A 13086-nucleotide genomic window follows, 5' to 3' on the forward strand; every position below is an offset into this window, starting at 1 on the left:
GATCGCTTGGTCAGGTTTTGCCAATTGTTTCGGCGAGCATCTGTAGAATGCCGTCATTGCACCTGATGAGAAAAGAATATGTACGACTGGCTCAACGCCTTGCCCAAGGCTGAACTGCACCTGCATCTGGAAGGCTCGCTGGAGCCCGAGCTGCTGTTCGCCCTGGCCGAACGCAACAAGATCGCCCTGCCGTGGAATGACGTGGAAACCCTGCGCAAGGCTTACGCCTTCAACAACCTGCAGGAATTCCTCGACCTGTATTACCAGGGCGCCGATGTGCTGCGTACTTCGCAGGACTTCTACGACCTGACCTGGGCGTACCTGCTGCGCTGCAAAGCACAGAACGTGATTCACACCGAACCGTTCTTCGACCCGCAGACCCACACTGACCGGGGCATCCCCTTCGAAGTGGTGCTCAACGGCATCGCGGCGGCGCTGAAGGATGGCGAGCAGCAACTGGGCATCACCAGCGGTTTGATCCTCAGCTTCCTGCGCCACTTGAGCGAAGAAGAAGCCGAGAAAACCCTCGACCAGGCGCTGCCGTTCCGTGATGCGTTCGTCGCAGTCGGTCTGGACAGTTCCGAGATGGGTCACCCGCCGAGCAAGTTCCAGCGTGTGTTCGACCGTGCCCGTCACGAAGGTTTCCTGACCGTTGCCCACGCCGGCGAAGAAGGCCCGCCGGAATACATCTGGGAAGCCATCGACCTGCTGAAAATCCAGCGCATCGACCATGGCGTGCGCGCCATCGAAGACGAACGTCTGATGCAGCGGATCATCGACGAACAGATCCCGCTGACCGTGTGCCCGCTGTCGAACACCAAGCTTTGCGTGTTCGATCACATGTCGCAGCACAACATTCTCGACATGCTTGAGCGTGGTGTGAAGGTCACGGTGAACTCCGATGACCCGGCGTACTTCGGTGGTTACGTGACCGAGAACTTCTACGCGCTGCATGAGCACTTGGGCATGACCCAGGATCAGGCCAAGCGTCTGGCGCAGAACAGCCTCGATGCGCGCCTGGTAAAACCATAAGCAACACCGCAAAACCCTTGTAGGCCTTCGCCTGCTCGCGATGGCGGAGTGTCAGAAACAGAGGTGTTAACTGACAGATCGCTATCGCGAGCAGGCTCACTCCTACATTGGATCGGTGTTAGCCGATGGATTGGGCTTCTGTCAGCTCTTCCAGGGTTTTCCCCCGCGTCTCCATCCCGAACAGCCACACCACCCCCGCCGCAATCGCAAAGCACGCCGCGCCCAGCGCAAACACCCCGCCCTGCCCGGTTATCGGGAACACCAGCCCGGTCACCAATGGCCCGAGCAACGAGCCGACGCGGCCAATCGCCGAAGCAAACCCTGAGCCGGTCGCACGTGCCGAGGTCGGATACAGCTCCGGCGTGTAGGTGTAGAGCACCGCCCACATCCCGAACAGGAAAAACTGCATCAGCAGCCCGGTACTGATCAACAGCGCCACGTTGCCGCCAAACACCGCGCTCTGCCCGTAGAGAAACGCCATCACCCCGCCACCGAGCAACGTGACGATACACACCGGTTTACGCCCCCAGCGTTCGACCAGCCACGCGGCCATGAGAAACCCGGGAATGCCCCCCAGCGAAATCAGCACCGTGTAATAAACCGACTGCGTCACGGCAAAACCCGACTGTTGCAACAGTGCACTCAGCCACGACGTCAGCCCGTAAAAACCGAGCAGCGCAAAAAACCACAGACTCCAGATCATCGTCGTGCGCTGGCGATACTGCGGTGACCAGATCTGCTTGAGCGCCGAAAAGAAATTGCCCGGTGGCGTCACCGTACGCGGCAAGCGAATCGGTTCCGGCAGCGCCGCACCGCCGATCGAAGCACGTACCCGCGCTTCGATGCCGCTCAGCACCTTGTCCGCCGCGTCATCTCGCCCGGCCTGCTCCAGCCAGCGAGGTGACTCGGGAATGAAGAAGCGGATCGCCAGCACGAACACCGCCGGTACCGCCAACACCAGAAAGATGTCACGCCAGCCAATCAGCGGCAGCAGGAAATACGAAAGCACGCCGGCAGCGACAAAACCCAACGGCCAGAAGCCATCCATCAAGGCGATGTAGCGCCCCCGTCGCTGGGCGGGAATCAACTCGGACAACATCGACTGCGCAATCGGAAACTCCATGCCCATGCCGATTCCCAACAGAATGCGAAACAGTGTCAGTGTCTCGACCGTTTGCGCCGTCGAGCACAGGTAACTCGCCACCCCCCACAGGACGATGCTCCACTGGAACACCGGTTTGCGCCCGAAGCGATCGGCGAGCATGCCTGACAACGAGGCGCCCAGTACCATGCCGAAGAAACTCGAGCTGGCGAGCAGCCCAGCCTGGGCGCTGCTCAGGCCGAACTCGGCTTTGATCGAGCCGAGGAGGAAAGTCATCATCGCCAGATCCATGGAGTCGAAGAAAAACGCCAAGGCAATGATGATGAAAATGATCCGGTGATAACCACTGACCGGCAGTCGTTCCAAGCGTTCTGCCGCACTGAAGCCCTGAGTGTCCATGCCGCCTACCCCATCCGAAAAGTCCCCGGATCGAGTGTGCGCGATAGCGTCCCTGCGCTCGTGCTGGATGCGACCTGTTCGCAGTCGTAGGCGACAGCCCCGAACGGTGGTGACGCACGGCTCTACTACGCCATTTGTAGAGCGGTTTCTTTGGCGAAGCGCAGCAATTCTCGCTCCCCGGTGGCCGACAGTTGCAGCGCTCTTGAATCATTGGGCAAGGTCAGCCAGCCGGATTGCATGAACAGTTGCAGCAGCGCCGCGCCGAGCGAGCCCCCCATGTGCGGTCGACGTTCGCTCCAGTCCGGACATGCGCAGGCCACCTGCACATTGCGATGGGCCAGCGCCTGGATAAACACCCCACGTCCGGCCAGTTGCTTTGCGCCCTTATGCGTCACTACCACGCGCAGCTCAAACTGTTCGATCCAGCCGGCGTCGAGCAATCGCTGATAAAGATCGGCAGCCAGCGTCCCGCCCAGATGATCATCACAAAAGCGAGCGCGCAACAACGATGACGGCGCGGCCTGCGGTTTCGCCAAGGGCGTGGAGCGTTTGAACATCTCGGGGATTTCTCGCGGGGTGCTGGCGATGGTGGCGCTGGCCAGCGCTTCTATCGCCGCGCCGACCTCCGGTGCCGAGAGGCGGAAAAAACGCTTGCGACCACGGACTTCGACCTTTAACAGACCGCCCGTGGACAGCCGCGCCAGATGCGCGCTGGCCGACGACGGTGACAGCCCTGCCAGTAGCGCAAGCTCCTCGGTTTGCCGGGCCGAACCATCCATCAACGCCCACATCATCGCGCTGCGCTTGGGGTCGGCCAGCAACGTGGCGATCTGGCTGATGCAAGGTGCATGTTCCATGTATTCACTCCCTGTGGAATCGTATCGTCTACTGCTCGCAGACATCTTGACCAGTAATGAGTCGGCGGCCAAGACGCGAAAAACGCCATGAGCCGGGGCAATGCAGCCCCTTGACACAACATCTTCCGGCACCGACGTCGCGGCCTTGCGCAGCCCTGACTTGAACAGGACCCACTCAGTCTGACGGTGTCCGCGCCGGGGTTTCGGTACTGGCATGAGGCGGGCGCTAGTATAAGCGGGATGCAGGCCCCGTCCCGCGCCGGAGCCTGCGCGGGTGGTGATTGTTCCTGACAGAAATTTCTCTATTTAACTGCGACTAATGATCAAGTTTCGAGAAAACGGGAAATTGACTACTCACTGCAGCGCATCGGCTGGCGAGCATTTCCCTCAACAGGTTCACCGGCTTACTCAATTGCGCGCGATGTGCGCACAGTAAATTCAGCGGAGCGCGCTCGCACAGCAACTCCGGCATCAGCACCTTGAGCCGTCCGGCCAGCACATCGGTCGCCACGTCGAGCCAGGATTTATAGGCAATTCCTGCCCCTGCCACCGCCCATAACCGCACGACGTCGGCGTCATCACTGAAGCGGTCGCCACTCACGGTCAGACCGACTTCGCGTTTGCCGTCATGAAAACTCCAATGGTCGTGGATCCGGCTGCCTAGCATGTACAACAGGCAATTGTGCTGGGCCAGTTGTTCGAGCTGATGCGGTTCGCCGTGCCGGGCCAGGTAGGTCGGGGATGCGCAGAGCACGCGGCGGTTGTCCGGAGCGATCGGCAGGGCGACCAGGCTGGAGTCCTCCGGCTCGCCATAGCGCAAGGCGATATCCACTGGCTGGCGAAACAGATCCGCGATGCGGTCACCGAGCAGCAGGCGCACCGTCAGTTTCGGGTGCTCGCGCTGAAACTCGTCGAGCCACGGCAACAGCAGGTTGCGCCCGAAATCCGAAGGCGCCGACAGCTGCAGGATCCCACTCACCTGATCCTGCCCGCTGGCGAGCAGACGCCGTCCCTCATCGATATTGCTCAATGCTGCCCGCGCGTATTCGAGAAAGCCTTCCCCCTCGGCAGTCAGGCGCAAGCTGCGCGTCGAACGGGCCAGCAAACGAGCGCCGAGTTGCTGTTCGATACGCTTGAGCGCAGCGCTGGCCACGGCGGCAGACATGTCCATCACCCGGGCTGCCGCCGACAGACTGCCCAGATCCGCCGCCCGGACAAACAACTGCAAGTCATCGAAACGCAGCATTCTCAGCCTCGATTATCAAAAAAATATTGAAAGAGACTGCTCTTTTAGCCGGTTTTATCTTGCACAGAAATAGCCAATCATCTGTTCATCGAATTCATTTCGCTTCTCTGGAGCCAAACATGTCCCAGCCATTCACCGCCATCGCAACCCTGATTGCCAAACCCGGCCAGCAGGATCTGCTCGAACAGGGCCTGCGCGCATTGGTTGCACCGAGTCGTGCCGAGGACGGTTGCAGCCAGTACGACCTGCATCGTGATCTCGCCGATCCCCAGGTGTTCTACGTAATCGAACACTGGGCCAGTGAAGAGATTCTCCAGGCGCACAACGCCAGCGCGCATTTCCTGCAGTTCCAGGCCACTGCCGGCCAGACCATCGAACACTTCCAGCTCAAGCGCCTCGGCGCGATTGCCTGAACCCTTCTTCCATCAACTCTACGGAGCCTTTCATGAAAGCCATCGCCTATTACGCTTCCCTGCCGATCAGCGACGCCACATCCCTGCAAGACATCGAACTGCCAGAACCGGTCGCCGGCCCACGCGACCTGCTGGTGGAGGTTAAAGCCATCTCGGTCAACCCGGTCGACACCAAAGTGCGGCAGAACGTGGCGCCGGAAAACGGCGCGGCGAAAGTGCTGGGCTGGGACGTCGCCGGTGTGGTCAAGGCTGTCGGCAGCGAGGTGACGCTGTTCAAGGCTGGCGACAAAGTCTTTTACGCCGGCTCCATCGCCCGTGCCGGCGGCAACAGCGAACTGCACGTGGTGGATGAGCGCATCGTCGGCCATATGCCCAAATCGCTCGGTTTCGCCGAAGCCGCCGCCCTGCCGTTGACCGCGATCACCGCTTGGGAGTTGCTGTTCGAACGCCTGCAAATCTGCGAAGGCACAACCAATGAAGGACAGAGCCTGCTGATCGTCGGCGCGGCGGGGGGCGTGGGTTCGATTCTGACGCAACTGGCCAAGCAGTTGACCGGCCTGAACGTGATTGGCACCGCGTCCCGCGAGCAGACTCGTGACTGGGTGAAGGCGCTGGGCGCCGATCTGGTGATTGACCACAGCCAGCCGCTGAGCGAAGAACTGAAACGTGCGGGCATCAACAACGTGACCCATGTCGCCAGTCTGACCCAGACCGATCAGCATCTCGATCAACTGGTCGAGGCCCTGGCGCCGCAAGGCAAACTGGCGTTGATCGACGATCCGAAGTCGCTCGACGTGAGCAAACTCAAGCGCAAGAGCCTGTCGCTGCACTGGGAGTTCATGTACACCCGTTCGCTGTTCGAGACGCCAGACATGATCGAACAGCACAAACTGCTCAACCGCGTGGCTGAACTGATTGATGCCGGGACGTTGAAGACCACGGTGGGCGAGCATTTCGGCACGATCAATGCGAGCAACCTGCGCCGCGCCCATGAGTTGCTGGAAAGTGGCAAAGCCAAGGGGAAAATTGTTTTAGAAGGTTTCCAAGACTGAAAAATCGAAGCCCTCGGCAGCGCTTACACGGGCTGCGAGGGCTTTTTGCCGTCAGTCCGACAGTTGACCCTTGTCACAATTGCGATCGTATTCAGGACTACAATCGAAGCCTCTGCGGTACATCTTTTACGCAAGGGAGGTCAGCAATGAAGATCCTGATAAAAGAAGTGGCAAAGTCTCAATGGCAAGTTCGTCTGGACCAACACGCCGTGACATTTCGCAGTGAAGCCGAAGCACTGGCCTTCACCCGCACCCTCGAAGCACGAATTTGCGCGCCCCATCAGTTTCCCGACCGCAGCCAGCAGCGCGCTGCCGGCTGAGGATTCACGCCTCGGCCTGGGCTTGCGCCAGTGCCCGCGCGTTCTGCAGACGGCGGGTGAGCATTGCGACGCACACCACCAGTACACCGCAAATACTGATAACAATTGCCATCGGTACAGCCGTGCCGTCGTGCAACACGCCCACCAGTGCTGAAGCGCCAGCGGCGACGCTGAACTGCATGCAGCCGAGCAACGCCGAAGCACTGCCGGCGCGCCCGCCCTGCCCGTTCATCGCGCAAGCGGCGGCGTTGGGGCTGATGCAGCCGAGGCTGGACACACAGATGAACAGCGGAATCAGCAGCGGCCACAGGGACTCGGTGTGCAGGGCGCTGACTGCGAGCAACGTCAGTCCCGCCGCCAGATAAACCCACACTGCCCGCGCCAGCAGGAACGCCGGGCCACGCTTGGCCAACAGTCGCGCGTTGACCTGGGCCACCAGAATGAAACCCGCCGCGTTGGTGCCGAACAACCAGCCAAAATGCTCGGCCGGCACGCCGTACAGTTTAATGAAGATGAACGGCGAACCGGCGATATAGGCGAACATCCCGGCGATGGCGATACCACCGGTCAGGGCATGGCCGAGGTAGACGCGATCCTTGAGCAGTCGCCCGTATTGGCGCAATGCCCCGGACAACGGTTGGCGCGGCATGTGCGCCGGCATGCTTTCCGGCAGACCCAGCGCCACGGCCAGTCCGGCCAGCGCGCTGAAACCGGTCAGCACCAGGAAGATCGACTGCCAGCCTGTAGTGTTGACCAGCAGACCGCCGAGCATCGGCGCCAGAATCGGCGCCAGGCCCATCACCAGCATCAACTGCGAGAAGACTTTGGCCGAACCGACCGCATCGCACTTGTCGCTGACCACTGCACGGGAGATCACCATCCCTGCGCAACCGCCCAACGCCTGCACGAAGCGCGCGCCGATCAGCCATTCGAGGTTCGGCGCGTAGGCGCAGGCCAGCGAGGCCAAGGTGAACAGCGTAAGCCCCACCAGCAGCGGGACGCGGCGGCCAAAGCGATCCGCCACGGGCCCGTAAAGCAGTTGGCCGATGGACAGGCCGGCGAAATACGCCGCCAGCGTCATCTGCACATGTTTCTCGTCAGTGCCGAACGCCAGCGCCATCGAGGGAAATGCGGGTAAGTAGAAGTCGATTGCCAAGGGCCCGAAGGCGGTCAAGGCACCGAGAATCAGAATGATACGGAAATTCATCAGGCATCCAGTCAGGCAAGTCGGCAGCCCGACAGTCTAGCTGCGGCTGGGCGCCTTGAACATTCCGATAGCTCGCTAACTATAAAAACAGCAAAAGATCGCAGCCTGCGGCAGCTCCTACAGGACGCATTCCAATGCAGGTGCTGCCGCAGGCTGCGATCTTTTGCTTTTAGGCGAGTTTGACCGCGTAGCCTTCTTCGCTGATGACCTCGATCACCTGTTTGGCGCTCAGCGCACTTTCGACGCCGACCTCTTTTGCCGCCAGATCGACGCGTACGCTCGCCGCCGGGTCTTTGGCCTGAACCGCGTTGGTAATGGCTTTGACGCAGTGACCGCAGGACATGCCTTCAACGTTGAACACTTGCATGAAGTGACTCCTTTGAGTGAGGTTGCCGGCAGTGTCGAGCTTGCCACGATGGCAAGGTCAAGTTCTGCAATAAACTGCCGGGCTGGCAATCGGCGCCGCGCTCGGCCAAGCTGCGTGCATCAATGACTCGAATTCAGGAGATTCAGCCATGCGCTGGTCAGCTTTCAGCCTGTTTGGCTTCCTCAGCCTTTTTGCCGCCCTCCCCCAAGCGCAAGCCGCCGGCGAGGATTACGCGGTGCTGATCATTTCCCGCGAGCGTCTGGAAGTGTCGACCTCCTGCGAGATCGGCGTGTACATCCAGGATCAACTCTCGGCGCGACTGCTGCAGGAGCAAAGCATCTCCTTCAACCTGCCGCCGGGCACGGTGTCGCTGCGCTTGAAATTGCTGCCGGGCCAGGTCGCCGGTTGCAATCCGGGCATGCTCGCGCCGGGTTCGCAGGAGATCAAGCTGCGTGCCGGGGATGTGCTGAAGTATCGGTTGGCGATGAATTCCGAAGGCGTCTATCTGAAACGCGCCGATCTCGAATACTGATTTATGCGCGTGATCGTTCCCACGCTCCGCGTGGGAATGCAGCCATGGACGCTCCGCGTCCCTATGCGTGACGCAGAGCGTCACAGGAGGCATTCCCACGCGGAGCGTGGGAACGATCACGGTAGGAAGATTGGCGCTTGACCTTGCCCGCATGGCAAGGTTGATCCTTGTAGGCATCTACTACAGGGAGTACGACCGATGTCCGATTCCATCACTTTCGACCTGCCGATTGCCGGCATGACCTGCGCCAGTTGCGCCGGGCGCGTCGAGCGGGCCTTGAGCAAAGTCAGCGGCGCCAGTGCCGTCAGCGTCAATCTCGCCACCGAACAGGCCCGCGTGCAGGCACCCGGCGACAGTCTGCCGGCGTTGATGGACGCGGTCGAACGCGCCGGTTACAGCGTGCCGCAGCAAACTATCGAACTGAACATCGACGGCATGACCTGCGCCTCTTGCGTCGGTCGCGTCGAGCGCGCCCTGAACAAAGTGCCAGGGGTGAAAAGCGTCAGCGTCAATCTGGCCAACGAGCGCGCGCACCTCGAACTGCTCGGTCAGGTCGATTCACAAGCACTGCTCGACGCCGTCAGCAAGGCCGGCTACTCGGCCAGCGTCTGGCAAGCCGAACATCCGCAAACCGATACCCAGCAACAGAAACTCACGCATGAACGCTGGGCGCTGATCTGCGCGATTGCCCTCGCCCTGCCGCTGGTGGCGCCGATGTTGCTGCAACCGTTCGGCATCCACTGGATGCTCCCGGCCTGGGCGCAATTTGCCCTCGCCACACCGGTGCAATTCATTTTCGGTGCGCGGTTTTATGTCGCCGCATGGAAAGCCGTGCGTGCCGGCGCCGGCAACATGGACTTGCTGGTCGCCCTCGGCACCAGCGCCGGTTATGGCCTGAGCCTTTATGAATGGGCCACCGCTGCCGGGCGTATGCCGCATCTGTATTTCGAAGCATCGGCGGTGGTCATCGCCCTGGTGCTGCTGGGCAAATATCTGGAGAGCCGCGCCAAACGCCAGACCGCCAGCGCCATCCGCGCCCTCGAGGCGTTACGCCCGGAACGGGCCATTCAAGTGATCGACGGTCGCGAGCAGGATGTCGCCATCAGCGCTCTGCGCCTCAACGATCTGGTGCTGGTGAAACCCGGCGAACGGTTTCCGGTTGATGGTGAAGTCATCGAAGGCCAGAGCCACGCCGATGAAGCGCTGATCAGCGGCGAAAGCCTGCCGGTGCCGAAACAACCGGGGGACAAGGTCACTGGTGGCGCGATCAACGGTGAAGGTCGTTTGCTGGTGCGCACTCAGGCGCTCGGCGCGGAAACGGTATTGGCGCGGATCATTCGCCTGGTCGAAGACGCTCAAGCTGCCAAGGCACCGATCCAGAAACTGGTGGACAAGGTCAGCCAGATCTTCGTGCCTGCGGTGTTGTTGATCGCCTTGGCGACACTGATTGGCTGGTGGCTGTATGGCGCGCCAATGGAAACCGCACTGATCAATGCCGTCGCGGTTCTGGTCATCGCCTGCCCGTGTGCACTGGGCCTCGCCACACCGACCGCAATCATGGCCGGCACGGGTGTCGCGGCGCGCCACGGCATTCTGATCAAGGATGCCGAAGCGTTGGAGCGTGCCCATGAAGTCAGCAGCGTGGTGTTCGACAAGACCGGCACACTGACCTCCGGCACGCCACGTATTGCCCATTTCAGTGCCGTAGATGGAGATGAAAACAATCTGCTGAAACTGGCGGGAGCGTTGCAACGTGGCAGCGAACATCCGCTGGCCAAAGCGGTGCTGGATGCTGCAGCCGAACGTGAACTGACCGTCCCGGATGTCAGCGACAGCCAATCCCTGACCGGGCGCGGCATCGCCGGCAATCTTGATGGCCGACGCCTTGCACTGGGCAATCGGCGGATGCTCGAAGAGAGCGGCTTGAGCGCCGGCGACCTCACCGAATCTGCCAAAGCCTGGGAAACCGAGGGTCGCACGCTGTCGTGGCTGATCGAGCAAAGCCCGGAACCGCGCGTGCTCGGTTTGTTCGCCTTTGGCGATACCTTGAAACCCGGCGCACTGGAAGCCGTGCAGCAGCTCGCCGCGCGAGATATCCATAGCCATTTGCTGACCGGCGACAACCGTGGCAGTGCTCGGGTGGTCGCCGAGGCACTGGGCATCCGCAATGTCCATGCCGAAGTACTGCCAGCCGACAAAGCCGCCACCGTCGCCGAGCTGAAAAAAACCGGCGTGGTCGCCATGGTCGGTGACGGTATCAACGACGCCCCGGCCCTCGCTGCTGCCGACATCGGCATTGCCATGGGCGGCGGCACCGACGTCGCCATGCACGCGGCGGGCATCACCCTGATGCGCGGCGATCCACGTCTGGTGCCGGCGGCGCTGGAAATCAGCCGCAAGACTTACGCGAAGATCCGCCAGAACCTGTTCTGGGCCTTCATCTACAACCTGATCGGCATCCCGCTGGCAGCGTTTGGCTTCCTGAATCCGGTACTGGCCGGCGCGGCGATGGCGCTGTCGAGCGTCAGCGTGGTGAGCAATGCGCTACTGTTGAAAACCTGGAAACCCAAGGATCTGGAGGAGCACCGATGAACATCGGTCAAGCGGCCAAACACAGTGGCCTGAGCGCGAAAATGATCCGCTATTACGAGTCGATCGGTTTGCTCAAAGCGGCCCATCGCACCGACAGCGGCTATCGCGTCTACGGCGATGACGACCTGCACACGCTGGCGTTCATCAAGCGCTCGCGGGATCTGGGCTTTTCGCTGGAAGAGGTCGGCAAACTGCTGACCCTCTGGCAGGATCGCCAACGCGCCAGCGCCGATGTGAAGGCGTTGGCGCGCCAGCACATCGACGAGCTGAATCAGAAGATCCGCGAACTCGGCGAACTGCGCGACACCCTGCAAGACCTGGTCGAGCACTGCAACGGCGACCATCGCCCTGACTGCCCGATCCTCAAGGAACTGGCGTCGGGCTGCTGCGCGCAACCCGCCCGCGTCTGAGCGCCAACAGCTTCACCGCCAGCAACGTACCGAGGGGAATGCCGTGGAACAACATGACCACGGCACCCGGCGTCCACCACTCGTAGAACGGCGCGGCGATGAGCATGCCGATGCCGAACCCGGTCATTTGCAGCAGGGTCAGGAAACTGAAAATCGGCAGACGCAGTTGTTCCGGTTCGCGCTGCAGGCGCGACATCAGGCTGACTTCGCTAATGCCATCGCCCAAACCCGCCGGCAGTGAAAATAGCAGCAATCCGTAAAGACTGTGCTGCTGGAACATCAGGATGAAACCGCAGGACATCAGTGCCACGCCGAGAAAATAGCGGCGCTGCAGATCGCCGTTGTCCGAGCGTTTGAGGCGGCTGGCGATCCGTGCGCCAAGCAGTTTGCCGCTGGCCCACACCGCCAGCATCAGACCCAGCGTGGTGCTCGCAGAATCAGGCGTGAGCAGTCTGGAAATAATCGGGAAACCAACATTGTGTGCGGCGCTGCCCAAGGTATCGGCCATCGTCACGGCGAGCATGGCGGCAATCACTGGTGCACTGCGCAAGCCCTGTTTGAGGGCGGACCATTCGCCGCGCTCCGGCGCGTGGTTGACCGTGGGCGCTTCGAAACGCAGCGGCACGATCAGCAACGCCGCCAGCAAGTAGGTCACAGCATTCAGGGCGAACACCGTTTCAAATCCAAAACCGGCCACCAGCAAACCGGACACCAGGCTGCCACCGACCATCGCCGCCGAAGAGGCCGACGTGATCCAGGCGTTGGCCTTGAGCAATTGATCGCAGGGGATCAGACGCGGCAACTGGCTGTTGAGGCCGATGGCGAACATGGAATTGCCCAGACCCAGACCGAAGGCAACCACTGGCAAGAAGATCGACTGCTGTGCAACAGGCACGATCAGCAGCAAACCGAGCAGGCTCGCCCGCAGCAGATCGAAGGCAATCAACGGCACGCGCCCACCCCAGCGGCGGTAAAACGCGGTGCCGATCAGACTGGCAAATATCCCCCCGCCGACACGGCTGGCGAGAAAAATCCCGACGCTCATGGCGCTGTTGCTCAGCAGGTAGACGTAAGTGGCCAGCGCGACCATGTTGAGGAAAGCGCCGAAATCGGAGATCAGCCGAGCGGTGACGATCAGGTGGGTATTGCGCGCAGTGCTCACATTCAATCCTTGAGTGTGGTTGGAGCGGTGGACAGTAGACGTGAATTTGCGTTGATCCGAAAGGGGCCCTCACCCTAGCCCTCTCCCAAGGGGAGAGGGAACTGATTGGGGGATGCTTCAAAGATGCGCCGACGTGAAAGAGCCTTACCGAATCCACAATCAACCCGGTAGCCCATTCCATAATCAACTCGGTATTTCAGATCGATGTAAATCGACAGACAGCGCGGTCGGCCCCCTCTCCCTCTGGGAGAGGGAACTGATTGGGGGGGCTTCAAAGATGCGCCGACGTGAAAGAGCCTTACCGAATCCACAATCAACCCGGTAGCCCATTCCATAATCAACTCGGTATTTCAGATCGATGTAAATCGACAGACAGCGCGGTCGGCCCCCTCTCC

13 protein-coding genes are annotated in these 13086 nt (G+C 61.1%); 7 read left to right on the forward strand and 6 right to left on the reverse strand.

Annotated features, from left to right (window positions below; translation table 11 throughout):
• Window positions 1-78: 78 nt before the first annotated feature.
• Window positions 79-1032 (forward strand): adenosine deaminase, encoded by a 954-nt coding sequence (locus AK821_RS01130; protein WP_008082147.1) that lies wholly within the window; start codon window positions 79-81, stop codon window positions 1030-1032.
• Window positions 1033-1150: 118 nt separating this feature from the next.
• On the opposite strand, the gene AK821_RS01135 is transcribed toward AK821_RS01130, so the two are convergent.
• The 3 genes from AK821_RS01135 to AK821_RS01145 form a co-directional block, all read right to left on the reverse strand.
• The gene (locus AK821_RS01135) at window positions 1151-2533 is read right to left on the reverse strand and encodes an MFS transporter (protein ID WP_064387753.1); all 1383 of its coding nucleotides are present in this window, start codon (window positions 2531-2533) and stop codon (window positions 1151-1153) included.
• 125 nt (window positions 2534-2658) lie between these two features.
• Window positions 2659-3390, reverse strand: a complete 732-nt coding sequence (locus AK821_RS01140) for an ArsR/SmtB family transcription factor (protein ID WP_064387754.1) — start codon at window positions 3388-3390, stop codon at window positions 2659-2661.
• A 316-nt stretch (window positions 3391-3706) separates the two neighbouring features.
• Window positions 3707-4636 (reverse strand): LysR family transcriptional regulator, encoded by a 930-nt coding sequence (locus AK821_RS01145; RefSeq protein WP_064387755.1) that lies wholly within the window; start codon window positions 4634-4636, stop codon window positions 3707-3709.
• A 119-nt stretch (window positions 4637-4755) separates the two neighbouring features.
• Here AK821_RS01145 and AK821_RS01150 point away from each other — a divergent pair, with 119 nt between their 5' ends.
• The 3 genes from AK821_RS01150 (at window position 4756) to AK821_RS30880 (ending at window position 6421) form a co-directional block, all read left to right on the forward strand.
• Entirely contained in the window at window positions 4756-5049 is a 294-nt protein-coding gene (locus tag AK821_RS01150; RefSeq protein WP_064387756.1) for a putative quinol monooxygenase, read from the forward strand.
• Window positions 5050-5081: 32 nt separating this feature from the next.
• Window positions 5082-6101: a zinc-binding alcohol dehydrogenase family protein gene (locus AK821_RS01155; protein WP_064387757.1), complete on the forward strand. Its 1020-nt coding sequence runs from the start codon at window positions 5082-5084 to the stop codon at window positions 6099-6101.
• Between the two features lie 146 nt (window positions 6102-6247).
• A complete protein-coding gene (locus AK821_RS30880; protein ID WP_163024159.1) occupies window positions 6248-6421 on the forward strand; it encodes a hypothetical protein in 174 nt (57 codons plus the stop codon).
• 4 nt (window positions 6422-6425) lie between these two features.
• Here the strand turns inward: AK821_RS30880 and AK821_RS01160 are convergent, their stop codons facing one another.
• Both AK821_RS01160 and AK821_RS01165 read right to left on the reverse strand, forming a co-directional pair.
• Window positions 6426-7628 (reverse strand): multidrug effflux MFS transporter, encoded by a 1203-nt coding sequence (locus tag AK821_RS01160; RefSeq protein WP_064387758.1) that lies wholly within the window; start codon window positions 7626-7628, stop codon window positions 6426-6428.
• 169 nt (window positions 7629-7797) lie between these two features.
• On the reverse strand, window positions 7798-7995 hold the full coding sequence (locus AK821_RS01165; protein ID WP_064387759.1) for a cation transporter: 198 nt from the start codon (window positions 7993-7995) through the stop codon (window positions 7798-7800).
• Between the two features lie 148 nt (window positions 7996-8143).
• Here AK821_RS01165 and AK821_RS01170 point away from each other — a divergent pair, with 148 nt between their 5' ends.
• The 3 genes from AK821_RS01170 (at window position 8144) to cueR (ending at window position 11529) form a co-directional block, all read left to right on the forward strand.
• Window positions 8144-8527, forward strand: coding sequence for a hypothetical protein (locus AK821_RS01170; RefSeq protein ID WP_064387760.1), 384 nt, complete (start codon window positions 8144-8146; stop codon window positions 8525-8527).
• A gap of 198 nt (window positions 8528-8725) precedes the next feature.
• Window positions 8726-11119, forward strand: a complete 2394-nt coding sequence (gene cueA, locus AK821_RS01175) for a copper resistance metal-translocating P1-type ATPase CueA (protein WP_064387761.1) — start codon at window positions 8726-8728, stop codon at window positions 11117-11119.
• Window positions 11116-11529 carry a Cu(I)-responsive transcriptional regulator gene (gene cueR, locus AK821_RS01180; RefSeq protein WP_064387762.1) on the forward strand — a complete coding sequence of 138 codons (414 nt, stop codon included), beginning with the start codon at window positions 11116-11118 and terminating at the stop codon, window positions 11527-11529. The genes cueA and cueR overlap by 4 nt, the downstream gene beginning before the upstream one ends.
• On the opposite strand, the gene AK821_RS01185 is transcribed toward cueR, so the two are convergent.
• On the reverse strand, window positions 11483-12691 hold the full coding sequence (locus AK821_RS01185; protein WP_064387763.1) for an MFS transporter: 1209 nt from the start codon (window positions 12689-12691) through the stop codon (window positions 11483-11485). The two genes, cueR and AK821_RS01185, sit on opposite strands and share 47 nt — an antisense overlap.
• Window positions 12692-13086 lie beyond the last annotated feature (395 nt).

Source organism: Pseudomonas sp. RIT-PI-r (assembly GCF_001297015.1).
Classification (GTDB): Bacteria; Pseudomonadota; Gammaproteobacteria; order Pseudomonadales; family Pseudomonadaceae; genus Aquipseudomonas.

Coding starts and splice junctions, on each gene's coding strand:
- AK821_RS01165 (WP_064387759.1), bottom strand. CDS start 7,995: ATGCAAGTGTTCAACGTTGAAGGCATGTCCTGCGGTCACTGCGTCAAA.
- AK821_RS01135 (WP_064387753.1), bottom strand. CDS start 2,533: ATGGACACTCAGGGCTTCAGTGCGGCAGAACGCTTGGAACGACTGCCG.
- cueR (WP_064387762.1), top strand. CDS start 11,116: ATGAACATCGGTCAAGCGGCCAAACACAGTGGCCTGAGCGCGAAAATG.
- AK821_RS01150 (WP_064387756.1), top strand. CDS start 4,756: ATGTCCCAGCCATTCACCGCCATCGCAACCCTGATTGCCAAACCCGGC.
- AK821_RS01160 (WP_064387758.1), bottom strand. CDS start 7,628: ATGAATTTCCGTATCATTCTGATTCTCGGTGCCTTGACCGCCTTCGGG.
- AK821_RS01140 (WP_064387754.1), bottom strand. CDS start 3,390: ATGGAACATGCACCTTGCATCAGCCAGATCGCCACGTTGCTGGCCGAC.
- AK821_RS01155 (WP_064387757.1), top strand. CDS start 5,082: ATGAAAGCCATCGCCTATTACGCTTCCCTGCCGATCAGCGACGCCACA.
- AK821_RS01130 (WP_008082147.1), top strand. CDS start 79: ATGTACGACTGGCTCAACGCCTTGCCCAAGGCTGAACTGCACCTGCAT.
- AK821_RS01145 (WP_064387755.1), bottom strand. CDS start 4,636: ATGCTGCGTTTCGATGACTTGCAGTTGTTTGTCCGGGCGGCGGATCTG.
- AK821_RS01170 (WP_064387760.1), top strand. CDS start 8,144: ATGCGCTGGTCAGCTTTCAGCCTGTTTGGCTTCCTCAGCCTTTTTGCC.
- cueA (WP_064387761.1), top strand. CDS start 8,726: ATGTCCGATTCCATCACTTTCGACCTGCCGATTGCCGGCATGACCTGC.
- AK821_RS30880 (WP_163024159.1), top strand. CDS start 6,248: ATGAAGATCCTGATAAAAGAAGTGGCAAAGTCTCAATGGCAAGTTCGT.